At 67.6% G+C, this 23,919-nt stretch carries 23 protein-coding genes, 1 pseudogene and 1 riboswitch; of the genes and pseudogenes, 13 read left to right on the top strand and 11 right to left on the bottom strand.

Annotated features, from left to right (window positions below):
• Positions 1-35 precede the first annotated feature (35 nt).
• From KIK15_RS05295 to KIK15_RS05285, 3 genes are all read left to right on the top strand, one after another.
• Positions 36-1,589, top strand: coding sequence for an adenylate/guanylate cyclase domain-containing protein (locus KIK15_RS05295; protein ID WP_214243035.1), 1,554 nt, complete (start codon positions 36-38; stop codon positions 1,587-1,589).
• Positions 1,590-1,836: 247 nt separating this feature from the next.
• On the top strand, positions 1,837-3,354 hold the full coding sequence (locus KIK15_RS05290) for a condensation domain-containing protein (protein WP_214243034.1): 1,518 nt from the start codon (positions 1,837-1,839) through the stop codon (positions 3,352-3,354).
• A complete protein-coding gene (locus KIK15_RS05285) occupies positions 3,351-4,862 on the top strand; it encodes a hypothetical protein (protein WP_214243033.1) in 1,512 nt (503 codons plus the stop codon). The genes KIK15_RS05290 and KIK15_RS05285 overlap by 4 nt, the downstream gene beginning before the upstream one ends.
• A gap of 4 nt (positions 4,863-4,866) precedes the next feature.
• Here KIK15_RS05285 and KIK15_RS05280 read toward each other — a convergent pair whose 3' ends face one another.
• Positions 4,867-6,471, bottom strand: a complete 1,605-nt coding sequence (locus KIK15_RS05280; protein ID WP_214243032.1) for a Na+/H+ antiporter — start codon at positions 6,469-6,471, stop codon at positions 4,867-4,869.
• Positions 6,472-6,598: 127 nt separating this feature from the next.
• Here KIK15_RS05280 and KIK15_RS05275 point away from each other — a divergent pair, with 127 nt between their 5' ends.
• The 4 genes and pseudogenes from KIK15_RS05275 (at position 6,599) to KIK15_RS05265 (ending at position 9,286) form a co-directional block, all read left to right on the top strand.
• Entirely contained in the window at positions 6,599-6,901 is a 303-nt protein-coding gene (locus KIK15_RS05275; protein ID WP_214243031.1) for a UBP-type zinc finger domain-containing protein, read from the top strand.
• A gap of 18 nt (positions 6,902-6,919) precedes the next feature.
• Positions 6,920-8,630, top strand: a pseudogene (gene purT / locus KIK15_RS05270) (formate-dependent phosphoribosylglycinamide formyltransferase).
• Positions 8,627-8,803, top strand: a complete 177-nt coding sequence (locus KIK15_RS18850) for a hypothetical protein (protein ID WP_374222810.1) — start codon at positions 8,627-8,629, stop codon at positions 8,801-8,803. Before purT ends, KIK15_RS18850 begins: the two are co-directional and overlap by 4 nt.
• Before the next feature lie 3 nt (positions 8,804-8,806).
• The gene (locus tag KIK15_RS05265) at positions 8,807-9,286 is read left to right on the top strand and encodes a DUF456 domain-containing protein (protein ID WP_214243029.1); all 480 of its coding nucleotides are present in this window, start codon (positions 8,807-8,809) and stop codon (positions 9,284-9,286) included.
• Positions 9,287-9,326: 40 nt separating this feature from the next.
• On the opposite strand, the gene KIK15_RS05260 is transcribed toward KIK15_RS05265, so the two are convergent.
• From KIK15_RS05260 to KIK15_RS05235, 6 genes are all read right to left on the bottom strand, one after another.
• Complete coding sequence (locus tag KIK15_RS05260) at positions 9,327-10,127, bottom strand: ABC transporter ATP-binding protein (RefSeq protein WP_214243275.1); 801 nt, start codon at positions 10,125-10,127, stop codon at positions 9,327-9,329.
• A 17-nt stretch (positions 10,128-10,144) separates the two neighbouring features.
• Positions 10,145-11,143 carry an iron chelate uptake ABC transporter family permease subunit gene (locus KIK15_RS05255; protein ID WP_214243028.1) on the bottom strand — a complete coding sequence of 333 codons (999 nt, stop codon included), beginning with the start codon at positions 11,141-11,143 and terminating at the stop codon, positions 10,145-10,147.
• A complete protein-coding gene (locus KIK15_RS05250) occupies positions 11,140-12,081 on the bottom strand; it encodes an iron ABC transporter permease (protein ID WP_214243274.1) in 942 nt (313 codons plus the stop codon). Before KIK15_RS05250 ends, KIK15_RS05255 begins: the two co-directional genes overlap by 4 nt.
• 156 nt (positions 12,082-12,237) lie before the next feature.
• On the bottom strand, positions 12,238-12,999 hold the full coding sequence (locus KIK15_RS05245; protein ID WP_214243027.1) for an ABC transporter ATP-binding protein: 762 nt from the start codon (positions 12,997-12,999) through the stop codon (positions 12,238-12,240).
• A complete protein-coding gene (locus KIK15_RS05240) occupies positions 12,996-13,841 on the bottom strand; it encodes an ABC transporter permease (RefSeq protein WP_307851741.1) in 846 nt (281 codons plus the stop codon). Before KIK15_RS05240 ends, KIK15_RS05245 begins: the two co-directional genes overlap by 4 nt.
• A gap of 3 nt (positions 13,842-13,844) precedes the next feature.
• Entirely contained in the window at positions 13,845-14,834 is a 990-nt protein-coding gene (locus tag KIK15_RS05235) for an ABC transporter substrate-binding protein (protein WP_307851740.1), read from the bottom strand.
• A 187-nt stretch (positions 14,835-15,021) separates the two neighbouring features.
• Here KIK15_RS05235 and KIK15_RS05230 point away from each other — a divergent pair, with 187 nt between their 5' ends.
• Positions 15,022-15,318 (top strand): hypothetical protein, encoded by a 297-nt coding sequence (locus KIK15_RS05230; protein WP_214243026.1) that lies wholly within the window; start codon positions 15,022-15,024, stop codon positions 15,316-15,318.
• Between the two features lie 22 nt (positions 15,319-15,340).
• On the opposite strand, the gene KIK15_RS05225 is transcribed toward KIK15_RS05230, so the two are convergent.
• Complete coding sequence (locus tag KIK15_RS05225) at positions 15,341-16,276, bottom strand: hypothetical protein (RefSeq protein ID WP_214243025.1); 936 nt, start codon at positions 16,274-16,276, stop codon at positions 15,341-15,343.
• Between the two features lie 65 nt (positions 16,277-16,341).
• Between KIK15_RS05225 and KIK15_RS05220 the strand changes: the two genes are divergently transcribed.
• Positions 16,342-17,043, top strand: a complete 702-nt coding sequence (locus KIK15_RS05220) for an NUDIX hydrolase (RefSeq protein WP_214243024.1) — start codon at positions 16,342-16,344, stop codon at positions 17,041-17,043.
• Between the two features lie 45 nt (positions 17,044-17,088).
• Here the strand turns inward: KIK15_RS05220 and KIK15_RS05215 are convergent, their stop codons facing one another.
• Positions 17,089-18,507 (bottom strand): FAD-dependent oxidoreductase, encoded by a 1,419-nt coding sequence (locus KIK15_RS05215; RefSeq protein ID WP_214243023.1) that lies wholly within the window; start codon positions 18,505-18,507, stop codon positions 17,089-17,091.
• 147 nt (positions 18,508-18,654) lie between these two features.
• Here KIK15_RS05215 and KIK15_RS05210 point away from each other — a divergent pair, with 147 nt between their 5' ends.
• Positions 18,655-19,116, top strand: coding sequence for a GtrA family protein (locus KIK15_RS05210; RefSeq protein WP_214243022.1), 462 nt, complete (start codon positions 18,655-18,657; stop codon positions 19,114-19,116).
• A gap of 197 nt (positions 19,117-19,313) precedes the next feature.
• On the opposite strand, the gene KIK15_RS05205 is transcribed toward KIK15_RS05210, so the two are convergent.
• Entirely contained in the window at positions 19,314-20,333 is a 1,020-nt protein-coding gene (locus tag KIK15_RS05205) for an ABC transporter substrate-binding protein (protein WP_214243021.1), read from the bottom strand.
• 87 nt (positions 20,334-20,420) lie between these two features.
• On the opposite strand from KIK15_RS05205, the gene KIK15_RS05200 reads away from it, so the two are divergent.
• From KIK15_RS05200 to KIK15_RS05190, 3 genes are read left to right on the top strand one after another with little or no spacing between them, the layout of a single operon-like run.
• Complete coding sequence (locus KIK15_RS05200) at positions 20,421-20,912, top strand: hypothetical protein (RefSeq protein ID WP_214243020.1); 492 nt, start codon at positions 20,421-20,423, stop codon at positions 20,910-20,912.
• A gap of 9 nt (positions 20,913-20,921) precedes the next feature.
• Positions 20,922-21,335: a rhodanese-like domain-containing protein gene (locus KIK15_RS05195; RefSeq protein WP_214243019.1), complete on the top strand. Its 414-nt coding sequence runs from the start codon at positions 20,922-20,924 to the stop codon at positions 21,333-21,335.
• A complete protein-coding gene (locus tag KIK15_RS05190; RefSeq protein ID WP_307851739.1) occupies positions 21,332-22,531 on the top strand; it encodes an O-succinylhomoserine sulfhydrylase in 1,200 nt (399 codons plus the stop codon). Before KIK15_RS05195 ends, KIK15_RS05190 begins: the two co-directional genes overlap by 4 nt.
• Position 22,532: 1 nt before the next feature.
• Here the strand turns inward: KIK15_RS05190 and KIK15_RS05185 are convergent, their stop codons facing one another.
• Positions 22,533-23,657, bottom strand: a complete 1,125-nt coding sequence (locus tag KIK15_RS05185) for an isochorismate synthase MenF (protein WP_214243018.1) — start codon at positions 23,655-23,657, stop codon at positions 22,533-22,535.
• A 96-nt stretch (positions 23,658-23,753) separates the two neighbouring features.
• Positions 23,754-23,870, top strand: a riboswitch (SAM riboswitch).
• The last annotated feature ends 49 nt before the right edge of the window (positions 23,871-23,919 follow it).

Genomic DNA, 23,919 nt, shown 5'->3' with positions numbered 1-23,919 from the left:
CGGGATCGGGACGACGCCGCCACGACAGGGTCGCGATGGGTCTGCTACGCCGCAGTGCCGACTTCGGATCGGTGCTGCTCGGATCGGTCACCGACAGCCCCCGCGTCACCCGCATCCGGGTGCAGATCCTGTTGACCGCATCGATCGTGGTGCCCAATGCCATCGGCGCGATCGTCTCGGTGGTGTTGACCACCGTGGGCATCCCGCAGCCGAGTGTGTTCGGCCGAGAGTTCTGGTGGATCAACTACGTCGCCGTCCCCGTCTACATCGGGGCGTCACTGCTGATCGGGGTGGTGATCGGGACCTCGTTGGGGCTGCGACAGCTGAGGTGGGCCATCGCGCGGCGCGAGCCCACCGCCAAGCAGGCGCGCAGTATCCGCTGGATGCCGCTGAAATTCACTGCGCTGCAGGCGATGTTCTGGATCGGTGGCGTTGCGTTGTTCACCACCAGCTATGGGGTGACCGACCCGGAGCTGATCCCGAAGATCTTCTTCGTGGTGATGTTCAGCGGCACCGTGGTGTGTGCCACCTCCTATCTGCTGGTGGAGTTCGCGTTGCGGCCCATCGCAGCCCAGGTCATCAACGCCACGATGACGCGACGTCGGCGCCGCAGTGCGCTGCGTACGCGGGCGTTGGTGTCGTGGATGGTGGGCTCGGGCATCCCGGTGGTCGGGATCTTCCTGGTGGTCATCTTCTCGTTGGCCCGGTCGCAGACCACCAAGACCGACGTGTTCATCGGGGTGACCGTGCTGGTGGGGATCTCGCTGCTGACCGGGTTGCTGCTGACGGTGCTCAACACCAGCCATCTGCTGCACCCCATCCGTGCGGTCCGTTCGGGCATGGCGCAGGTTCGCGAAGGCCGGCTCGACGATGTGGCGTTGGTGATCTACGACGACACCGAACTCGGGGAGCTGCAAGCCGGGTTCAATGCGATGGTTGCCGGCCTGCAGGAGCGGGAACGGTTGCGCGACCTGTTCGGACGTCATGTGGGCCGCGAGGTCGCCGAGGCAGCCGAGGACGCTGACCCCGAACTCGGCGGCGCCGAGCGCACGGTGGCGGTGATGTTCGTCGACGTCATCGGATCGACCACCCTGGCCGCCACGCGCTCGCCGTCGGAGGTGGTGGGCATCCTCAACCGGTTCTTCGCGGTGATCGTCGGCGAGGTGGAACGAAACCGCGGTCTGGTCAACAAGTTCGAGGGTGATGCAGTGCTGGCGGTGTTCGGTGCGCCCACCGAGATCGACGATCCGGCCGGGGCCGCACTGGCGGCCGCCCGTACCACCTCGACCCGGCTCACCGCCGAGGTCCCCGAGCTCAGCGCCGGGATCGGGGTGAGTTTCGGGCGGGTGGTGGCCGGATACGTGGGAGCCATCGAGCGTTTCGAGTACACCGTCATCGGCGATGCGGTCAACGAGTCGGCTCGCCTCAGCGAGGTGGCCAAGCGTGATCCGCGACGTCCGCTGGCCTCCGGCGCGGCCATCACCGCGGCGCGCTCGGAGCGGGCGAACTGGACGCCCGACGGCGCACTGCTGCTCCGCGGGCGTACCCAGGAGACGAACATCTTTGCGGTGAACATCGTCACTACGTGAGGAGATGTCACGGCTCGCTTGGTATAACTACAGGAGCTTCGGTGTATTTGTTACTTTCATAACTCAGGTTATGGAGTCGTGGTGAAGACGAGATCTCCACCACTGAATGCACGTCGGGGCTCGAGGTTCGCGGGGGACTTCCGGTTCGGCCAGCGGTGCTGTGGTGCCGCCAGAAGAGCACACGTGCAGACGTGCTTGCCGTCTTCGTAGTACGGGGACCAAGCGTGTCGGATTTGGAGGGGTCCGCATGATTTTCACCGAACTGTCGCAACACCGCCTGCCCGACGGTGAACTGACCGTCTGGACGCCCACCGCCGAGGTGGGCTCCGGCGCGGCATGGCGTGACGACGACCGCCCGCTGACCCACCTGCACGAGCAGTACAGCCACTCCAACGGGTCCTGGCTCGGCGCCGCGTTCGAGGTGCCCTTCTGCTTCGACCCGGTGGCTCTCAACCGGGCCCTGACCGCCTGGATTCAGCGTCACGAGGTGTTGCGCTGCACGGTCGCCGCGCGCCCCGGCGCCGATGGCACGGTGGAGTTCAGCCGACGGTCGCTGGTCGCCCCGTTCACCTGTGTGCCATCGGTCGTCGATCACGTCGACACCGGTCCGGCGGCCCAGAGCTACCTGTCGACTCTGTTCGAGACCGCGCTCACGCCACAGCACTGGCCGCACTGCCTGATCGCCACCATCGAGCCCGCAGCAGGTGCCGAGCGCTTCACCGTGGTGTTCGGGGCCGATCACTCGGTGATGGACGCGTACTCCATGGCCCTGTCGATCGGCGAGATCGAGCACTTTTATCGGGAGCAGATGACCGGTGAGCCAACAGGTTTGGCGCCAACCGGTAGTCACGTGGAGTTCAGTACCCACGAGCGGGCGCTGGGCGATGCGATCGTCGCCGACGACGTGACGGTGGCCATGTGGCGCGAGTTCATCGCGGACTCCGGCGGAACCATGCCGGCGTTCCCGATGTGGTCGCATGAGGCCGCGCTGCCTGATGCGGGGATCGGCCAGACCGGTCAGGCGTACTGGTTGCTCAGCCGCGACGAGTGCACCACCATCTCCGACTTCGCTCGTACGGCCTCGGGCCGCGGGCTGCAGACCGCGATCATCGGGGCGCTTGCGCTCACCTCGCGCTACCTCACCGGCGACCCCGCCTTCCGGTTCGTCATGCCCATGCACACCCGCCACGAGCTGCAATATGCGAACTCGGTGGGCTGGTTCGTGGGGATCGCGCCGGTGTCGATCGACACCTCACGCTCGGATTCAGTGGCCCAGGTGCTCACAGCGGCGGCCACCGCATGCCTCAACGGCAAGAGCATCGCCAACCAGCCGTTCCCCTGCGTGGCCCGCTACCTCGACGGCGCGCCCGCACCGCGATTTGCGGTGTCGTTCCTGGAGGGTCGCCACATCGAGGAGTCCACGCAGTGGCCCGACTGGAACGCGCGACTGCTGCGCGGTGCCGCCACCTCGGCTGACGAGGTGTACCTGTGGTTCGGGCGCACCCCGCACGGCCTGTCGGTGTCGGCTCGATACCCTGCGCATCCCGCGCGCGCGGCGGCCGTGGAGTTGTTCTTGTCCACCTTCAACCGGATCCTGACCGCCCTGGCCACACTGGACGCGGTCGATCTCGCTCCGGCCGTCGGCCCGCGCGCCACCGCTGCGCACATTGCCCGCGCAGCCGGTGACAGGCAAGCTGGGGCGGTGCGGTCGGCCGTGGTGCGCGATCGCGTCGGTGCCCTGGCCGAAGGAGGTGCACGCCGATGATGATCGTCGAGCAGGCTTGTTTCCGCCCGCAGCCAGGTGAACTCATCGAGTTTCGGCCCACCGCAAGCTATCTGGCCGCCATCGCAGCCGCCCCGCTGCGCGAGGGGCCGGTGTCGTTCCTGCAGGAGACGCATTTCCATGGGGTGACGATGGCGGCCGCGGCCGGCTTGCAGCACCAGTCGTACTGCGGCAGCTACGCCGAGGTGGAGACGATCAACCTCGACGACGTGGATGCGTTGGCCCGGTCTTACGAACGTTTCGTTCGTCGTCACGAGGCCCTGCGCGCCTGGTTCGAGATGGTCGACGGACAGATCCGTACCCACGTGGTGGCACCCGAGGACGTGGCCTTCGAGCCGGTGGTCGTCGGCGACGTGCTGCCCGAGGTCCAGGTGCAGCTCAACGGGAGCGACGATCGCGGCCGCTGGTCGGGCGAGATGTACGACTACGCCCGCAACCTGTTCAGCGTCGAGGCGCTGGCCCTCGGGTCACCCGGGGTGGTCTTCGGGGTGGTGCGACGGCCCCGGGGTTTCGCGCTGTTCACCGCCACCGACCACAGCGTCAACGACGGCATCTCCCAGGGCTTCGCGATCTCGGAGATCATGGACTACTACCGCGAACAGGTCCTCGGCGAAGAGTTGCACCGGGTGAACCGGATGAAGTTCGGCAGCTTCCTGGATTTCGCGGCTCAAGATCGCGCCGAGGGGGCCGAGTTCACCAGGGACTCTCCCGAGATCCAGGACGCGTTGGAGATCTTCCGTGACAACGGCAACGCGATGCCCACGTGTCCCATCGATCTGGGGCTCGCCGACGGCGAGCAGGCGCCGATGAAGGGGCATGCGTTCTATCTGCTCGACGCTGACGCCGCCGATCGGTTCGAGGAGATCACCACGCCCACCGGCGGGATCGTCGGTGGCCTGTTCGCGGCGGTGGCCATCACCGACTACGAGTTCGAGGGCGTGGAGAAGTACTTCGGGCTCACCATGCTCAACGCCAGAAACCTACGACGACAGGGACTGTCGCAGGGTTGGTTCTGTCGGTTCGCGCCGGTGGCGTTCGAGGTGGCCGGCACCGCCACCTTCACCGAGCTGGCCAAGCGTGCGCACGCGGCCTACGCCCGTGGCCGCACCATCTCGCGGGCCCCGGTGAACGCGATCGCGCAGGCGGTGATCGAGTCGACCGGTGAATACCAGGGCATGATCAAGGTGCCGCATGTGTTGTCCTACATCGACTTTCGCCGGTTTCCCGGCGCGGGTCGCGAAGAGTTCGACAACTCTTTCCAGTTCTCCGGTGACGGGTTCACCTCCAACGCATCGATGTGGATCAACCGCGACGCCCGCGCCATGTACGTGGGTACCCAGACCCCCGACACCCCGTACGCGCAAGAGGTGTTGACCCGCTACCACCAGCATCTGCGCCATGTCTTCGCCCGCATCGCCGAACAGGGTGACTACGAGATCGGTTCGGGTGCAGGCCTGTTCGCGCGCGACGCCGTTGCGGTGACGGGCTGAGCGATCAGGTGCCCAAGCGGCTGGAGCGGTCGTAGAGCCCTTCGGCCAGGTCGAGTTGTCGCAGCACCCGGCGTAACACCTCGTCGTCGATACGCCCGGCGTCGCGTTCGGTGATGAACACCTCGCGCTGCACGCGGAGCAGCTCGGTACGCATCCGGGTGTAGGCCGCGGTGGGGCTTTCGCCCACTTCGTCTTCGCTTCGACCGAGCTTCTCCCACGCCAGGTTCTGCCGTGACCGGATCCAACGGGCCAGGGCCGCGACCTGTTCACCCATCGCATCGCCGGGGGGCAGTGTTTGCGCCATCTCGTCGAGGCGTTGCAGCGCAGCACGTCCGGCCTTGTCCTGCGCCGCGGCCAGGCCCACCAGATCGCCGCGGCGCTCGTCGCCGCGCACCCCGAGCCGCCTGATGAGCCACGGCAGGCTGGTGCCCTGGATCAGCAGGGTGCCCACCACCACAGCGAAGGTGAGGAAGATGATCTCGTCACGGGCCGGGAAGGGGGCGCCGCCGTCGGTGGTCAGTGGAATGGCAAAGGCCGCAGCCAGACTCACCACGCCCCGCATTCCCGACCACGCCACGATGAACACTGCGGCCGGTCGGGGAGCGGGTTCTCGGTCACGGATGCGACGGGAGATCATCCGCGGCAGATACGTGGCCGGGTACATCCACACGATGCGCACCACGATCACCGTCGCGAGCACGGCCGCGGTAGTCCACACCATCGTCGCGACCGGGCGTCCGTGCAGTCCGTCCAACACGGTCGGCAGCTGCAGCCCGATCAACAGGAACACGAACGACTCGAGCAGGACGTCGATCGAGCGCCACACCGCGTTGTCCTGCAGTCGGGTGGCGTAGCCCTGCCGCGTGGACTTCTGCCCCAACACCAATCCGACCACCACGACCGCGATCACCCCGGAGGCATGGAACTCCTCGGCGAGAACGTAGGTGACGAACGGGATGACGATGCCCACCGCCGTCTCCATCGGTGGATCGTCGAGCCAGGCGCGGATCTTGGCCACCACCGCGGCGGTCACCAAACCCACCAGGGCCCCGCCGATCGCGGCCACCGCGAACAGCCACAACCCGCCCCACACGGTGGTGGTGGCGCCGATGACCGCACCCAACGCCAGTCGATAGGCAGTCAGCGCGGTGGCGTCGTTGAGCAGACTCTCCCCGCCCAGCAGCGTGGTCATCCGGCGGGGTAGGCCGAGGCGGCGGCCGATGGCCGTGGCCGAGACCGCGTCCGGCGGGGCCACGATGGCCCCGAGGGCCATCGCCGCCGCCAACGGCAACTGCGGCAGACACCAGTAGGCCACCAGCCCCACCGCGAGGGTACTGATCAGCGGCAACGCCACGGCCAGCAGTGACACCGCCCGGATGTTGCGGCGCAGCGCGAGATAGGAGCTGTCTTGGGCGGCGGAGTAGAGCAGCGGCGGCAGGATGACGTAGAGGACCAGGTCGGGGTCCAGCGTGGTGATCGGCAGCCCCGGTATCCAGCTGACCCCCAGACCCACCAACACCAGTGCCAGCGGCGGGGCCACCTCGTAGCGGCGGGCCAACGCGGCCACGGCCAACGACATGGCGATGACGATCAGGATCGATGAGTTCATGTCGCGCGCTCCTCCGCCCCTCCAGGTACCCCGGGGTTGATCGATCGGGACCGAAAGGCCCACCGGGTGGCCTGGTGACCCGCCGATACGTGACAATACGGATGTGCGTGCGATTCGACGTTCGGTGATGCATCGCCTCATCCGGCCCGCGGATGTGGTCGACGATGCGTGCGTGCACCTCGCGCAGGCGCAGGACGCGCAGCCCGATGACCCGGGCGAGCCGGCGCGGTGCGCGGGATGTGCGGCCGAGGGCGTGGAGCACTGGGCTCACCTGCGGCGCTGCCTGAGCTGCGGGTACGTCGGCTGCTGTGATTCCAGCCCGCGCCGCCACGCGACCAACCATTACACCGAGACCGCGCACCCGGTGATGCGGTCGGCCGAACCCGGGGAGACATGGCGGTGGTGTTATGTGGACGAACAACTCGGATGATCGGATGAGTACCCACTGATGAACACACCCCGCATCGGGACCCCGCTGTCGCGTTCGGCCACCCGCGTGATGCTGCTCGGTGCCGGTGAGTTGGGCAAAGAGGTCGTCATCGCCTTCCAGCGGCTCGGTGTGGAGGTGATCGCGGTCGATCGCTACCACAACGCTCCCGGTCACCAGGTGGCCCATCACGGCTTCGTCATGGACATGACCGACCAGGCGGCACTGTTGGCGTTGATCGAGGATCAACGCCCCGACTACGTGGTCCCCGAGATCGAGGCCATCGCCACCGGCGCGTTGCTGGAGGTGGACAAGCGCGGCATCTCCGAGGTGATCCCCACCGCGCGGGCCACCGCGTTGACGATGAACCGCGAGGGCATCCGGCGGCTGGCCGACGAGGAGCTGGGCCTGCCCACCTCGGCGTATGCCTTCGCCGACTCGCGTGAGCAGTTGGCCGTCGCCGCCGCCACGGTCGGATACCCGTGTCTGGTCAAGCCGACCATGTCGTCCTCGGGCAAGGGTCAGTCGACGCTGCGTGGACCGGCCGATCTCGATGCGGCCTGGGAGACGGCTGCGTCCGGTGCGCGCGTCAGTGGCGGGCGGGTGATCGTCGAGGGGTTTGTCGACTTCGACTACGAGATCACGCTGCTGACCGTGCGCGCGATCGATCCGGCCACCGGTCGCCTCACCACCCACTTCTGTGCGCCTATCGGGCATCGACAGGAGCGTGGTGACTACGTGGAGAGTTGGCAGCCGCAGCCGATGAGTCAGGTGGCCCACGGTGCCGCCATGTCCATCGCGGCGCGCATCGCCTCGGCGCTGGGCGACGGAAAGCTCGGTGGCCGTGGCGTTTTCGGTGTCGAGATGTTCGTCAAGGGGGACGACGTCTATTTCTCCGAGGTGAGTCCGCGCCCGCATGACACCGGTCTGGTGACCCTGGGCACCCAGCGGCTCTCGGAGTTCGAAATGCATGCCCGCGCCATCCTGGGTCTACCGGTGGACGTGACGTTGGCCAGCCCCGGCGCCTCGGCGGTCATCTACGGCGGCCGTGACGAACCGGCCATCGCCTTCGAGAACGTGGCGGCTGCCTTGGCGGTGCCCGAGACCGACATCCGGCTGTTCGGCAAACCGGAGAGCTACACCCGCCGCCGGATGGGTGTGGTGATCGCCACCGCCGACGACACCGACAGCGCTCGCAGGCGTGCGGTCGACGCGGCTCGACTGGTCCGCCCGGTGAGCACCGCGGTGCCTGCACCCGTCGCGGCGGTGCCTGCACCCGTCCCGGCGGTGCCTGCACCCGTCGCGGCCGCGCCCGCGCCGCCATCGGATCGGGTCCGGGTGGACAAGCCTGCCTCGTCTGCGCCTGACGCGCCGGCTGGGGCTGCCCCGTCTGGTCCTGCGTCTGGTCCGATCTCGTTGGCGCGCAGTCAGGGTCCCTCGACCGACCGCATCTGGGTGCAGATCGCCGATGACATCGAGGCGGCCGCAGCCGCCGCCGACGCCCCCGTCGAGGCCCCGATCGAACCGGCCGACGGCCCGCGCGTGGAGACCGCAGCGGTCGACATCGCAGAGATGCCGCTGCCGTCGACATCCGACGACAGCGAACCGGATTCGGGTACGGCGCCACCGAACGCCGAGCCCGAGCCCGAATCAGAGGCGGCCACGCCGAAAGCCGCAGCGTCGGAAGACGATTCGGCGCCTCCGGCTTCGGCTGCTGCTTCTGATGGTGTGACCCCTGACGCTGGTGCCGCTGACGCTGGTGCCCCCGATGCCTCGGTACCTGACGTCGGGGTTGCCGATGCTGCATCCGCGTCTGGTTCGCCCGACGCCGCGGTCGAGGACTCAGCTCAGACCGGTGAGCCCGATGATGTGCCGTCGGGTCGGATCGTCGCGGCCGAGAAGTAGCCGATGCCGTTCTGGGGTGAGCTGATCGTCGGTGTGGTGATCCTCATCGGGCTGGTCGGGACTGTGGTCCCGGTGCTGCCCGGTCCGCTACTGGTGGTGGCAGCCATCGTGGTGTGGGCGCTGTTCGTGGGCGGTTGGGCCTGGGGCGTGGTTGCGGTGGCAGTGGTGTTCACCGTGGTGGCCATGGTGACCAAATACGTTGCGGCCGAAAGGTCCATGACCCGATCCGGTATCTCACGGCGCACGGTCATGATCGGTGGGCTGGTGGGCATCGTCGGATTCTTCGTCATCCCGGTGATCGGGTTGCCGCTGGGCTTCGTGGCCGGGGCGTTCGGCGCCGAATACGTCGAGACCCGAGATCTGCAGCGGGGATGGCGGGGTGCGGTCGCGGCCACCAAGGCGGCCGGGTTGGCGGTGCTGATCGAGTTGGCGGCGGCGTTGTTCGCGGCGTCGGCGTGGCTGATCGGCGCTATCGCACTCTGACTTCGGCTGGGCAGCATAGGTTTTTCGCCCACTCGATGGGTCAGGGGGCCAGCGGCACGATCAGCGGTCCGCCGGTCACCGGATCGGTGATCACCGTTGCGGAGAGATCGAACGCGTCGGCGAGGGTCTGCGGGGTGATCACCTCCTCGGGTGGGCCGTGGGTGACGATGCCGCCGTCGCGCATCACGATCAGCGAATCACTGTGCCGGACCGCCAGGTTCAGATCGTGGAGCACCATCACCACGGTGGTGCCGTGATCGTCGGCCAGTCGTCGCACCAGACTCAGCACGTCGATCGCGTGGGCCAGGTCGAGGAACGTGGTGGGTTCGTCCAGCAGCAGGATCTCGGTGTCCTGGGCCAACACCAGCGCGATCCACACCCGCTGACGCTGTCCACCCGAGAGGGATTCGATCGGGCGGTCGGCCAGATCGGCGGTGTCGGTGCGGTGCATGGCCGCAGCGACGGCGTCTGCGTCGGCGCGCGTTGCTCGGGCGAACAGTCCCTGATGTGGATGCCGACCGCGCGCCACCAACTCAGTGACCGTCAACCCGGGTGGAGCCGTGGGGTTCTGCGGCAGCACACCGACCGTGCGGGCCAGTTCGCGGGCACCCCAACGGTTCAGATCGCGGTCACCCAGGGTGACCGCTCCTGAGGTGGGTCGTAGCAGTCGGGCCAGGGCCCGCAGCAGGGTGGACTTGCCGCACCCGTTGGGGCCGATGACGGTGGTCACCACACCGGGCGCGATCTCGACCTCCAGATCGGCCAGGATGGGCTGTGCGCCGTAGCCCACCGACAACCCGCTGGCCGACAGCGTCATCTGGGGTGCGATGTTCTGGATCATCTGGGTGGCAACGGAGTTCACAGTGATGCCTTTCGGGTCGAACGGATCAGCAGGTGGAGTAGGAGCGGTCCACCGAGCCCAGCGGTGACCACCCCGACGGCCAACCCACCCGGAAGAACGCTGCGGGTCAACAGGTCTGAACCCAGCACCAGCAGCGCGCCCACCACGCTCGACAGCGCGAGCGGGGGAGCCGGGGTGCCCGCCAGTCGGACGGCGATCTGCGGGGACAACAACGCCACGAAGGCGATGGGACCGGCTGCGGCGACCGCCACCGCGCACAGCGCCACGGCCACCGTGACCGAGATCCCCGAGGTCCGACCCACGGGAACGCCCAGAGCGCTGGCCAGGTCGTCACCGAGGTCGAGCATGGTCAGATCGCGTCGGATCCAGACCAGCATCGCAGTGGCTACCGCCACCGCCACCGTCACCGACACCACGCCGGCCCAGGTGGCATCCGACACCGATCCGACCAACCAGCGTTGTGCGCGTGCGACATCGGCTATCTGCGCGCGGGTCAGGGTGTAGCCGACGACTGCACCGAACAGCCATGTCAACGCCACCCCGACGAGGACCAGGCGCACCGGGTCCAGGCCGTCGCGCCAACTCAGCAGGTAGAGCGCGACCGCGGCTGCTGCGGCGCCGACGATGGCGGCCAGTGGGATCCCGATGTCGCGCAACGGTTGTGCCCATCCCGAACCGAGCGCGATGGCCAGCACCGCTGCGGCACCCGCGCCTGCGGTGATGCCCAAGATGTCGGGGGTGGCCAGGGCGTTGCGGCCGACGGTCTGGGTCAGCGCGCCGGACAGGCCGAACGCGACGCCCACGGCGATGGCCACCAGGGTGCGTGGCAGGCCGATGTCGAAGACCACCACGTTCTCCAGTCGCGTTCCCCCACCCAGCAGGGTGCGCAACACATCCGTTGTGCCCATGGGAAAGTCGCTGAGCTGCAGCGATCCCACCGCGACGATCGTGACGCCGATCAGCCCGAGGCACGCGACGGTGATGCGGCGGGTCACGTCGCGACCAGGTGGCGCCGGCGCACCAGGGCGATGAGGAACGGGGCGCCGATGACAGCGAGCATGATGCCTGCCTGGATCTCACCTGGCCGGGCGACGATGCGGCCCGCGATGTCGGCGCACAGCAGCACGATGGCGCCGATGATTGCCGAATACGGTATGACCCAACGGTTGTCGGCGCCGACGGCGAAGCGGGCCAGGTGTGGTGCCACCAGGCCCAGGAACACGATGGGTCCGCATGCTGCGGTGGCCGCGCCGGCGAGCACGGCCACCGCAGCGATCCCGGTGATCTGCACGGCCACCAGGCGGGTGCCCAGTGCGCGAGACAGGTCGTCGCCGAGGGCCACCACGTTGAGCTTCCCGGCCACCGGTAGCGCGACCAGCACGCCTATGGTCACCAGAGGTGTTGCCGCCCAGGCCACGTCGCCGCCGCGTCCGACGATCGACCCGACGCTCCAGAACCGCCACGCGTCCAGTGATGCGGTGTCGATCAACACGATGCCGGAGGTGAGCGCGATGAGCATCGCGGACAGACCCGAGCCGGCCAGCACCAGCGTGACCGGTGTTGCCGATCGGGTGGCCGCAGCGATGCCCACCACCAGTGTGGCGGCGATCAACGCCCCGATCAGCCCGAACGCCATGGTGGGGAGCGGTCCGCCGATGCCGGCGACGAACACCCCGATGACCACCGCGCACGCGGCGCCGGCGTTGATGCCCAGCAGACCCGGATCGGCGATGGGGTTGCGGGTGAGGGCCTGGGTGAGGGCGCCCGCCGCGCCCATGGCCAGCCCGGCCAGCACCCCGAGCGCGGTGCGGGGGATGCGCAGCGAGTGCACGATGTCGGCGGCCGACCCGCTGCCGGGATGCCACAGCGCGTGCCACACCTCGCCGGGCGTCAGCGACCGGGACCCCACCGCGACGGAGAGCGCCATGACCATGATCAGCAGCGCGACCAGGGCGGCGAGACCCAGTGGCGGTGCATGACCGAGCGTGGCGCGTGGTGGCGCCTTCGGCGGCGTCGGTGTGACGATCACCCGGCGATAGTATGGGTAGGGTTACCTAACTAGCAAACGACGGAGCGATGATGCCGCCGTTCAGTCGTGGCCGGCGTAGCTCGACACCCCGAGGTGGCCCAGGACCTGCTCACGCAGTTCGACGACGACCGGGTTGGACCGTGAGCGCGGCCGCGGCAGATCGACGGCCACCTCATGGCCGATGTGACCGTCGGCGAGCACCAGGATGCGGTCGGCCAACACCACGGCCTCCTCGACATCGTGGGTGACCAGCAGGGCCGCGAACTGGTGCTGCTCCCACAAGCGCACCACCAGGTCGTGGGCGGAAAGCCGGGTGAGTGCGTCCAACGCGCCGAACGGCTCGTCGAGCAGCAGCAGGTCGGGGTCGCGAACCAGGGCCCGCGCCAACGACACCCGCTGCGCCTCACCGCCGGACAGGGTCAGCGGCCAGGCGTCCACCCGATGATCGAGACCCACCTCGTGCAGGGCGTCGCGGGCTCGCTCGGCGGCATTGGCCCGACTGAGTCTTCCTGCGGCATTGGCCCCCTTGAGGTTGAGGGAGACGTTGCGTCGCACCGACCGCCACGGCAACAGGCGTGGTTCCTGGAAAGCGACTGCGCGCGAACCGTTCACCTCGATCTGTCCGCCGTGACCGGAATCGAGGCCTGCAATGGCGCGTAGCAGGGTGGACTTTCCCGAACCTGATTTGCCTACCAGCGCCACGATCTCGCCACGCCGCAGGGTCAGGTCGATGCCGTCGAGGACCACGTCGTCGCCGAACTGCCGTCGCACCCCGGTGGCCTGCACCACGATGTCGTGGGCGTCGCTGTGTCCGGCGCTCATCGGGCGACCCGCCAGCGCAACAGGTAGGCCTCCAGGCCGCGGACCAGGCTGTCGGTGATCAGGCCCAACAAGGCGTAGATGACCAGGCCCAGCACGATGATGTCGTTGCGAAAGTAGGTGCGCGCGTTCATGACCAGATAGCCGATGCCGGCGTCGGCGTTGATCTGTTCGGCCACGATCAGCGACAGCCACGCCACGCCCAGGGACAACCGGAACCCGGTGAGAGCGCTGGGCAGCGAGCCGGGCAGCACCACCGCCACCGCCTGACCGAACCGGCCCAACCCCAGCGAACGGCCCGCCTCGATCAGCTTGGGGTCGACACCCTTGATGCCCGAGACCAGGTTGAGATACAGCGGGAACAACACACCGAGGGCGACCATCAGCACCTTCGGTTCCTCGCCGATACCGAACCACACCACGAACAACGGGATGAGACCCAGGAACGGCACGGTGCGCAGCATCTGTAGCGGCGGGTCGATGGCGAACTCGGCGACGGTGAAGAACCCGACCAGCAGGCCCAGGATCAACGCCACCGAAACACCCAGGGCCAGGCCGATTCCCACACGCTGCAGCGACACCCCCAGTGCGTCCTGCAGGCTGTGATCGGCCCACAGCTCGCGCGCGGCACTCCACACCTTGCTGGGCGGGGCCAGTTTCTGCTCGGAGATGAGCCCGGAGGTGGACGCGATCTGCCAGGCCACCAGCAGTGCGATCGGGGAGACCAGCCGCAGCAGTGGACGTAGTTTGCGCCACTGAAACGACTTCTTCGTGCTCGCCGCCGCTGTCGGGCCGGCCGGCGGCCGATGGCGTTGCGGCGGTAGATGTCTGGAGCTGTAGGACACTGGTCATGAGGTGCTCACCGAGGTGTTGAACTCGTTGTCGAAGACGTCGGCGGCCTTGGGTGCGGTGGGCAGTTGGCCGCCGTTGTAGAACAGGTCGATCAGCTTCTGGTGCTTGTCGATCTGGGTGGTGCCGATGGGCACCAGCTGGCCCTGCGTGGTGGCGAAGGTCGCTTCGGCCACCGGCTGCGACAGCTTGGTCAGCTTGCTGTAGGTCGGAACCCATTGCGACGCATGGTCGACCGCCCACTTCTGGGCCCGACCCAGCCGCGCCAGGTAGTCGGCGATCGCCTTCTTCTTGGCCGCATTGCCCAGGGCGGTGTCCGACGCCAAGGTGTAGGACTGCCCGGTGGTCACCTCGGTGCCATCAGCGATCACCTGCGCCTTGGCCTGGGTGCGGGCCACGGTGGCGAATGGGTTCCACACCGCCCAGGCGTCGAGCTGTCCGGCGGTGAACGCCGAGAGGGCCTCGCTGGGTTGCAGGAAGGTGGCTTTGACGTCGGTGGGCTTGAGGCCGGCCTGGGCGAGCAGCCCGAGCAACAGGCCATGCGAGCTGGATCCCTTTGCCACACCGATGCGTTTGCCCTTGAGGTCAGCGATGGACTTCGCGCTCGACCCGGCCGGTACCAGCAGGAAATCGTTGGCCTTGGTGCGCTGCTGCACGCCGACGATCTTCACTTTCGCGCCGCCGGCCTGAGCGAACACCGGAGGCACGTCGCCGGTGCCACCGACATCGATCTTGCCCGCCGATGCGGCTTCCAACAGGGGTGGCCCGGACTCGAAGGCAGCCCAGGTGATCTTGTAGGGCAGGTCTTTCAGCTCACCGGAGGCTTCGAGCAGCGACTGGGTCTGCTTCACCTGATCGCCGACGATGAGGGTGGTCGAGCCGCTGCCCGCGTTGTCTGACGAGCCGGAGTCCGACGAACACGCCGACACGACGGTGGTGGCGGCCAGGGCGGCGGCGATCAACGCGACGATGCGACGGGGTGTGGACACGATTCCTCCTCGGGGCGGTCCACCGACATGGCAGACCCGAGGAAATTGTGGTCGGCAAAGCCCGACGCTTCTCGGACATCGGTGCGCCACGATGCTGTGGGCTCGTCGAATCGGCAGGTCACCGAGGTGGTCGAGGGTTGGAATCACCGCAGGCCGAATCGCAGCGTGACGCTGCTACGTTCAAAGGATGAGCGACCAGCCGAACCCTCCCGAACCGGCGCCGTATTCGTCGGGTGAGCGGGTGTTCGGGCCACCGCGGGGCACTTTCGACGCCGACTGGGCGGCAACTGCGCTGCGCTCGAATGTTCCCGAACTCGACCATCCCACCTCGGTGCGGCTGGTGACCCAGGCGTGGGAGCTGGTGCGCGATGACGACCTACGGGGTGCACCGCTGACCGCAGCGCTCGTCGAGCAGGGTGTGGATGCTGATGTGGCGCAGCACGTCTCGGCGGTGGCCACCGAGACTGCCCAGTTCTATCTCTGAGCTCGACTACTTCTGGGTTCGACTATTTCTGGGCACCGGTGCGCAGGATCAGGTCGTCGCGCGTCCGGTCGAACGCATGCATGAACCCGGTCAGCATCGAGTCGAGGTGGTGTGGGACGAACGGGAGTCCGGGCACCAACACGCTCTGCCACACCGACTTCCCGCGCAGGGTCCACTTGACCCAGTGATGATCGCGGTTGAGGATCCCGACCTCGATCGCCGCCGAGCGCATCGTTGCCACCCGCGGCGTGACGCACGCCAGGATCTCGACGGCAGGCTGATCGTCGTGCACCCGGATCCAGATCCGCCGGTTCCGGTCGATCACGAAGTCGCCGTCGTCATCGACCTCCGGTTCGGTGTCGAATCGCTCGCGCAAGAACTCGCCGACGATGCTGCAGAGCTCCGCTCGGCCTGATGGCGTGAACACCGCCGGGGCCTCGTGCCGGTCGTCGAAATCCTCGGTGGGGACGTCGGCGGTGGCCGCGAGTCCGAGCACGGCGATGTTCTCGGCCGCAGAACCAGATGCGCTGTAGGACAACAGGTGTGGGTGTGCCACGTGGAAGTGATGGGAGAACACGATGCGCATGTGCTGGGCCGGACAGTGCGCCTTCGCTGTCGGGATGTCGAGGAACCAGTTGGGCGCGGACTCGTCGTTGCCTTTCCAGCCGAGCAGTTCCAGCAGCTCACAGCCATCGTCGCCGAGGTCGAAACCCGCAGCCAGATAGGCGTTTCCGACGATCTCGCAGCGCAACGAGTTGCCGTCGTCGTGGACCCGGAACTGAGCGTAGGGCAGGCAACCCGCCTCGGGGTCTCCGGAGCCGGCCAGCTCGATGGTCAGGGTGTCGTCCTCGGTCATCGATCCGAGGTAGGACGTCAGGTCCTTCTCGAAAGTCATCCAGGCGGCGGCCGAGCCGTCGCCGCGGTCGGTGTTGAACGGTTCAGGCATGGGACTCGTCATCGTGACTCCTTTAGCACTCAGCTGTCGCTAATTATAAGCACGCTAACCGCGCTAATATCAGCGGCATGGTGTCGGCTGACCTGGACTCGTTCCCGCGCCCCGGTGTCACCGTCGATCTGTCGATCCTGACTGTAGTCCGACCCACTGACATCAATCCTGAGCTGCGGTTACTCGTCCAAGACCGCACCGATCCGGTAGGGCGTGCGCTGCCGGGCGGGTTCATGCGCGAGCGCGCCACCGTGGCGCAGACCGTCGACGACGTGCTGCGCCGCAAGGTGGGCATCAACCCGTCGGACGGGCTGCATCCCCGGCTGCTGCGGGTCTTCGACGACCCGACTCGCGACGACCGCACCTGGGCCATCTCGGTGGCGCACTCCATCTCGCTGACCGAGAGTGCCCTCGGTGCGGCCACCGGCGACCTGGTCGAGGTGGCGCGCGACGGCACCCTACGCGGGGAGGGTCGGCTGATGTTCGACCACGACGCCATCGTCGCGGCAGCGGTGAGCGCGCTGCGGGAACGCTACGAGTTCCGATACCGGTACGTCGACACGTTTCCCGACCCGGACGGGTTTCTGCCTGAGCCGTTCACTCTCCACCAGCTACGCAAGGTGCACGAAGCGGTCATCGGAACGTCGCTGCACAAGGACAACTTCGCCCGACGGATGAAGCCGTACCTCGAACCGCTGCTGCGCGACGGCGAACCGGTGCGCTCCGACGGGCTACGTGGCCGGCCCGCCACGCTCTACCGTCGCGCGCGAATCGAGTGACTCGGTCACACCCTGTCTGGTTCGGTCACACCTTGTCTGGTTCGGTCACACCTTGTCGGGTTCGGAGGCGGCGAGCATTTCCTCACGCTCGACCACCTTGATGCGTTCGCGGCCCTCGGCCTCGCCCAACGCGCGCTCGTGCTCGTCGAGCCGATACCAGCCGTCCCAGGTGGTGAAGGGGATGGACCGCGACTCCAGTAGGTCGACGACCGCGGCCTCATCCGGTGCCGAGGGGGTGTTCAGCCGACCCTCACGCATGTCCTCGAGGATGCATTCGACGGTCTCGTTGGCATCGCCCTTGGTGTGGCCGATGAGCCCCACCGGACCGCGCTTGACCCACCCGGTCGTGTACAGCCCGGTCAGGTGCTCGCCCTCGTCGAAGATACGACCGGCCTCGTTCGGTATGACACCGGCCTGATCGTCGAACGGGATGGCCGGCAGGTTGTCCGAGTGGTAGCCCACCGCGCGGTACACCGCACCCACCTCCCAGTCCGTGGTTCGGCCGGTCGGCTTGACGTTGCCGGTGCCGTCCAATTCCATTCGCTCCGTGCGGATCCCGACCACCTTGCCGTCCTCGCCGAGGATCTCCACGGGGGATTCGAAGAAGTGTAGGAACAGTTTGTGCGGGCGGTCGCCGGGCTCGCGGATGGCGTAGTCCTCGATGATGGTGGCCACCTGGTCGGTGATCTTCGAGCTACGTCGCGCCACCGCCGAACCCTCGTCGTAGTCGATGTCCTCAGGGTTGACGATGACCTCGATGTTCGGTGAATGGTCGAGTTCTTTGAGTTCCAGCGGGGTGAACTTGGCCTGCGCTGGACCACGGCGACCGAACACGTGCACCTCAAGAGCCTTGTTGGCTTTGAGTCCCTCATAGACGTTCGGTGGGATCTCGGTGGGCAGCAACTCGTCCCCGGTCTTGGCCAACACTCGCGCCACGTCGAGTGCGACGTTGCCCACCCCGATCACCGCCACCTTCTCGGCCTCCAGCGGCCAGGTACGTGGGAAATCGGGGTGACCGTCGTACCAGGCCACGAAATGCGCTGCGCCGTAGGAGCCGTCGAGGTCGATCCCGGGGATGTCCAGGCTGCGGTCGTCGGTGGCGCCGGTGGAGAAGATGGCTGCGTCGTAGTGGGCGCGGATGTCGTCGAGGGTGAGGTCGGTGCCGTAGTCGACGTTGCCCAACAGTCGCACCTGCGGCTTGTCGAGCACCTTGTGCAGCGCGGTGATGATGCCCTTGATCCGGGGGTGATCGGGTGCCACGCCGTATCGGATGAGGCCGAACGGAGCAGGCATCCGCTCGTACAGGTCGATCGACACCCCGGCTGGGAGCTCGGATTTCATCAGCGCGTCGGCGGCGTAGATGCCTGCCGGTCCTGCTCCGACGATGGCCACGCGCAACGGGCGGTCGGCGGGGGTCGTCGCGGTGTCGGACTGCGTCTGATCACTCGTGGTCTGATCACTCATGGGACTCGGATCTGCCTGTCATCGGGGTTCGGTGGTGTCTTCAGCATAAATTGCGAACGAAATCTGCAGTTCGGGCAGGTGCTCGGTACCCGCGGTGGAAAAATGTGTAGAGCACAAGTATCGTTGCGGCATGGTTCGAGGTGAGCGATGAGCACGCAGGTCGCGGGTTCGGTGCCGGTCGGTACACCCGTCGACCACGCGTCTGCAGCTGCGATGGCGTGGCTGCGATCAAATCGGGCCGGCGCGCAGTTCACCCGCTTCGTCGCGGTCGGCGGAGCCAGCAACATCGTCTACCTGGCCCTGTTCGTCACCCTGGCGCCCGGCAGCGCCATGATCGCCAACCTCGTCGGGACCATCACCTCCACAGCGTTGGCCACCGAGTTGCACCGCCAGATCACCTTCCGGGCCTGTGACCGCGTCGACTGGTTCACCGCCCAGTGGGAGGGTGGCGGGTTGGCTGTCGTGGGCCTGATCCTGAGTTCGGCGGCGCTGGCCACCCTGCACGCAACCACCACGCACCCCAGCGTGCTGCTGTCGGGGGCGGTGGTGATCAGCGCCACCGCAGCGGCTGGGCTGTTCCGGTTCCTCACGCTGCGCGGCCTGTTCTGACCGGCGTCGACCGTGCCGAAGTAAGGCGTCGACCGTGCCGAAACGTCCAGCCGACCGTGCCCAAGTAAGGCGTCGACCGTGCCGAAACGTCCAGCCGACCGTGCCGAAAGCCTCCCGGGCGCACCCGTCGGCACGGTGGACGCGTGTTTTCGGCACGGTGGACGCGTGTTTTCGGCACGGTCGACGGGGGCGCGGGGTCACGAGGCCAGGCCGGGCACCAACTTTGCCGCCACCCACGGGATGGTCAACACGGTGGGCACCGACATCGCACTGCCGGCCTGGGTGTCGAGGAACACCACGTCGCCACGCGTGACCACGTCGAGTGCGGCGAAAGCCGGATTCGCCCGCAGTCGATCGCTGGACCCCTGCCAGTCGACCACCACCAGCTTGTCCAGCGAACCCAGCAGCCCCAGGTTCTCGGCCGAGATCGAGCCGTAGAACCCATTGGTCAGCGTGCCCTGCAGGGTGGTGGGGAAGGTGAGACCCAACGCGCTCAGCATCTGTCCGCGACCGTCACCAGGGCTGTAGATCGACACCCCGCCATCGGCCGATGCGGTGACCACCGCGCCGGTCCGTCCGCGTAGCTGCGGATGAGCGGCTACGGCATCGGTGAACACCTGCTCGGTCGCGCGCACCAGCTGAGCCGCCTCGGCGGGTTTGCCCACGGCCTTCCCGATCTCTGAAGCCTGTGTGGCCCAGGGGATCTGCCAGTCCTGAGCCTGTGCGGGCCGGACCACGGTGGGGGCCACCTTGCTCAGCGTGTCGTACTGGCCACGGCTGACGGCGTTGTTCATCGCGATGACGAGGTCGGGGTCGGTGGCCAGCGCAGCCGGCAGCACCGAGCCCAGATCCGAGCTGGCCTGACCCAAAATCACCGGTCGCGACGATCCGAGCAGTTTCTCGTTCCACGGCTCCACGATGCGGGCGGCGGCGGGGTCGGTGAACGGAACCATCGTGGTGGGCACGATGCCCAGCGCCAACAGAGTGTCGGCGTCGCCCGCGCCGAGTGCGGCGACCCGTGCCGGTGCACGACTGATGGTGGTGGTGCCGTAGCGGTGCTCGACGGTCACCGGTAAAGCGCCCGATTCGATGCTCACCGCCGATCCGCCGGAAGAATCTCGGGGCGCAGCGCATCCGGTGGCGATCGCGGTGACCACGACGGCGGCCATCGCACCTGCCGTGGCGATGCGTCGGGGTGATCGGGTGCGGTGGATCATCGGTCTCCTCAGGGTTGCCTAATTTAGGTAAGCCTGTACTTACTACCACACCTGCTCGCTGTGTTGGCCGGTGGATAGAATGCCGTCATGGCCACCGATTCCTCGTCGCTCACCGATGACGCCGACCAACCGACCCCCGGGTGGAAAGCGGCGCTGCCGTTCATCATCGCCGTGGCCGTCGTGGTGATCGTGGTCGGTGCGGTCGGCATCATGCACATCGTGCGCCCGGCGTCGGACCGCCTCACCGAACCGGCCAAGGTGACCCGGGCGATCAACGACTACTACACCGCCAAGAACGCCCTGAACTACCAGAACTTCCAGAAGGCGTCCTGCTCGAAAGATGTTGCCGCGAGCGGCTTTCCCACTCAGCAGCAGTTCGCCGACGACACCCGCGCGGCGCGTGCGGGCAACGGCAACATCGTCATCACCGACATCACCGAGACGGCCATCAACGGCACCACCGCCACGGCCAACGTGCACTGGCACTACAACGACAAGCCCGACACCACCATCTTCCCGCTCACCCTTGCGCGTGACGGAGAGACCTGGAAGGTCTGCGGCGCGCCCAAGGTCCCCTAGGCTTGCCCGATGAGCTACGCAGGAGATGTCACCCCGCAACAGGCGTGGGACATGCTGGTGTCCGACCCTTCGGCCGTGCTGGTGGACGTACGGACCCGTGCCGAATGGGCCTATGTGGGCCTCCCCGAGCTGTCCGAGATCGACAAACAGGTCGTGCTGGTCGAGTGGGTCAGCTTCCCCGACGGGGCCAGAAACCCCTACTTCGTCGAACAGCTGCGTGACGCCGGGGTCGCCGACGACACCACGGTGCTGTTCCTGTGCCGGTCTGGACAACGGTCGGTAGGCGCCGCCCAAGCCGCCACCGCCGACGGGATCACCAAGGCGTACAACGTGTCCGAGGGATTCGAAGGTGGACTCGACGCCGACGGGCACCGCGGTGCGGTCGGGTGGAAGGCCATCGGTCTGCCCTGGCGGCAGTCGTGAACGGCGCTGAGCTGCCCGACGGGGTGTCGCCGGAGACCATCGGGGTGCGCGGTGGCCTGATGCGCTCAGGTTTCGAGGAGACCTCTGAGGCGATGTTCCTCAACTCCGGCTACGTCTACTCCTCGGCCGCAGCGGCCGAACGTGCCTTCACCGGCGAGGACGAACGATTCGTCTACTCCCGTTACGGCAATCCCACCGTGGCCATGTTCCAAGAGCGTCTGCGGCTGCTCGACGGCGCCGAAGCCTGCTTCGCCACCGCCAGTGGCATGGCTGCGGTGTTCGTGGCGTTGGGTGCGTTGCTCAAAGCCGGTGACCGGTTGGTCGCCGGCCGCAGTCTGTTCGGATCGTGCTTTGTGGTGTGCAACGAGATCCTGCCGCGGTGGGGCATCGAGACGGTGTTCGTCGACGGTGAGGACCTCGCACAGTGGGAGCAGGCGCTCTCGGTGCCCACCACCGCGGTCTTCTTCGAGACCCCCTCCAACCCGATGCAGACGCTCGTCGACGTGGCCGCGGTGACCGAGCTGGCCCACGCGGCCGGGGCAAAAGTTGTGTTGGACAACGTCTTCGCCACCCCGCTGCTGCAGCGTGGCTTCGAGCTGGGCGCCGATGTGGTCGTCTACTCCGGCACCAAACACATCGACGGTCAGGGTCGGGTGATGGGCGGCGCCGTGCTGGGGTCCAAGGAGTACATCGACGGCCCGGTGCAGACGCTGATGCGTCACACCGGACCCGCGTTGAGTCCGTTCAACGCATGGACCCTGCTCAAGGGCCTGGAGACGCTGCGGCTGCGGGTGGATGCGATGGTCGCCTCCGCGCTGCAGGTGGCGCAGTTCCTGGAGGACGACCCGCGCGTGGCGTGGGTCAAATATCCCTTCCTGCAGTCGCATCCGCAGCATGACCTGGCGCTGCGGCAGATGACCGGCGGCGGTTCGGTGGTCACCTTCGAGCTCGCCGGACGCGGTGGTGTCGTGGGCAAGCAACGTGCGTTCGAGGTGCTCGATCGCATGCGGATCGTCGACATCTCCAACAACCTCGGAGACTCCAAGTCGCTGATCACCCACCCGGCGACCACCACCCATCGCGCGATGGGACCTGAGGGCCGCGCGGCGATCGGCCTGTCCGACAGCGTGGTTCGGCTGTCGGTGGGGCTCGAAGGGGTCGACGACCTGCTCGCCGACCTCGATCAGGCCCTGTAGGTCAGGCCTCGTCGCGCAGCAGGTCGGGGCATCCCAACGCCCGTAGGACGGTGGCGAACTTGGCTCCAGTCTCGGCCAGTTCGGCAGCTGGGTCGGATGCGGCCACGATGCCGCCGCCGGCCGAGGCCGACATCGTCTGGCGGTCGGCGTCGAGTTCCAGGCATCGGATCGACACCATCCATTCGCCGTCCCCGGCCTCGTCACACCAACCCACCGCACCGGCGTAAAATCCGCGCGGCTCCTCCACCTCGGTGATGATGTGGCGGGCCACCGCGGTCGGAGTGCCGCAGACGGCCGGAGTGGGATGCAGCCGCAGCGCGAGGTCCAGCGCGCTCAACGACCCGTCGCGCAGCCGAGCTTCGATGGGTGTGGCCAGATGCCACATCTCCCCGGTGCTCAGCAGGACCGGCTCGTCGGGGACGCTGAGTTGGGCGGCGATGGGCGCCAACGCCTCTCGGATGTGCTCCACCACGATCCGGTGCTCGTGGCGGTCCTTGGCCGAGTCCAGGAGTGACTCGGCGCGCTGGGCGTCGAGAGTCGGATCTGTCGAGCGGGCCGCCGACCCGGCATACGGATGACAGGTCACCGTGTCGCCCACCTTGCGTACCAAAGACTCCGGGCTCGCGCCCACCAGCGTGTGGCCGAGGAAGGTCGGCCCGGCGGCATCGAGGTCGACCCGAAAAGCGTTGCGCTCGGGGTTGGTTGCGGCCAGGGCCGCCACCAGCGCATCGACGTCCAGCGGTTCGTCGGCCCTCAGCCGCAGGGTGCGGGCCAGTACCACCTTCGACGCTTCACCGGCTGCGATCCGCTCGATGACGCGGGCCACCCGATCCCGGTGTACCGCCGGGGCCGGAACCGATTGAAGCAGGCTGACCGACGGTGAGAATGATTGCGGGGCAATGATGTCGGTGCCCGAATGGGATAGATCAGCCACTGCGTAGAGGGCGTCGGGATGGATGCGCTCGGGTGAACCCGCGTCGAATGACAGCGCCCCCACCACCGCGATCCGCCGACCAGCCCTCCGGGCTGCACTGATGGCGGCCACCGCGTCCTGCGCCCGGTCGAACCGCGCATCGACCGTCGACGCGGTGGTGCGCCCGTGTGGGCGGGACAACAGAAACCTCACACCTCGACGCTACCCGTGGGCCGATCAGATCACGGTGATCGCAACCCGGACGTGGGAGTTGACACATCGACCACGCAGCCGTCATCCTCGTCTCCAGGTCATGAGTATCAGCGCACAGCCCCGGCTTGCTGATCGGCAACCCTCCTCCGCGGTGGGGTGCTCCGGGTGACGACCAGGTGAGCGTCGGAGCCTCGACGCGCACAAGCGCGGATCCGCATCGTCTCGATCGGGTCCCACGACCCGAGAGGAACTGTGCTGTGAG

This window comes from Williamsia sp. CHRR-6 (genome assembly GCF_018474015.1).
Taxonomy (GTDB): Bacteria; Actinomycetota; Actinomycetes; order Mycobacteriales; family Mycobacteriaceae; genus Williamsia_A.
This window is presented reverse-complemented; position numbering and strand designations above follow the sequence as displayed.

What these genes read in the sequence shown, in the direction of transcription:
- KIK15_RS05275 (WP_214243031.1), top strand. Translation starts at nt 6,599, where the DNA reads ATGCATCGCCTCATCCGGCCCGCGGATGTGGTCGACGATGCGTGCGTG.
- KIK15_RS05250 (WP_214243274.1), bottom strand. Translation starts at nt 12,081, where the DNA reads ATGGTCATGGCGCTCTCCGTCGCGGTGGGGTCCCGGTCGCTGACGCCC.
- KIK15_RS05295 (WP_214243035.1), top strand. Translation starts at nt 36, where the DNA reads ATGGGTCTGCTACGCCGCAGTGCCGACTTCGGATCGGTGCTGCTCGGA.
- KIK15_RS05260 (WP_214243275.1), bottom strand. Translation starts at nt 10,127, where the DNA reads ATGATCCAGAACATCGCACCCCAGATGACGCTGTCGGCCAGCGGGTTG.
- KIK15_RS05220 (WP_214243024.1), top strand. Translation starts at nt 16,342, where the DNA reads ATGGTGTCGGCTGACCTGGACTCGTTCCCGCGCCCCGGTGTCACCGTC.
- KIK15_RS05285 (WP_214243033.1), top strand. Translation starts at nt 3,351, where the DNA reads ATGATGATCGTCGAGCAGGCTTGTTTCCGCCCGCAGCCAGGTGAACTC.
- KIK15_RS05230 (WP_214243026.1), top strand. Translation starts at nt 15,022, where the DNA reads ATGAGCGACCAGCCGAACCCTCCCGAACCGGCGCCGTATTCGTCGGGT.
- KIK15_RS05280 (WP_214243032.1), bottom strand. Translation starts at nt 6,471, where the DNA reads ATGAACTCATCGATCCTGATCGTCATCGCCATGTCGTTGGCCGTGGCC.
- KIK15_RS05200 (WP_214243020.1), top strand. Translation starts at nt 20,421, where the DNA reads ATGGCCACCGATTCCTCGTCGCTCACCGATGACGCCGACCAACCGACC.
- KIK15_RS05210 (WP_214243022.1), top strand. Translation starts at nt 18,655, where the DNA reads ATGAGCACGCAGGTCGCGGGTTCGGTGCCGGTCGGTACACCCGTCGAC.
- KIK15_RS05205 (WP_214243021.1), bottom strand. Translation starts at nt 20,333, where the DNA reads ATGATCCACCGCACCCGATCACCCCGACGCATCGCCACGGCAGGTGCG.
- KIK15_RS05215 (WP_214243023.1), bottom strand. Translation starts at nt 18,507, where the DNA reads ATGAGTGATCAGACCACGAGTGATCAGACGCAGTCCGACACCGCGACG.
- KIK15_RS05225 (WP_214243025.1), bottom strand. Translation starts at nt 16,276, where the DNA reads ATGACGAGTCCCATGCCTGAACCGTTCAACACCGACCGCGGCGACGGC.
- KIK15_RS05290 (WP_214243034.1), top strand. Translation starts at nt 1,837, where the DNA reads ATGATTTTCACCGAACTGTCGCAACACCGCCTGCCCGACGGTGAACTG.
- KIK15_RS05245 (WP_214243027.1), bottom strand. Translation starts at nt 12,999, where the DNA reads ATGAGCGCCGGACACAGCGACGCCCACGACATCGTGGTGCAGGCCACC.
- KIK15_RS05195 (WP_214243019.1), top strand. Translation starts at nt 20,922, where the DNA reads ATGAGCTACGCAGGAGATGTCACCCCGCAACAGGCGTGGGACATGCTG.
- KIK15_RS05265 (WP_214243029.1), top strand. Translation starts at nt 8,807, where the DNA reads ATGCCGTTCTGGGGTGAGCTGATCGTCGGTGTGGTGATCCTCATCGGG.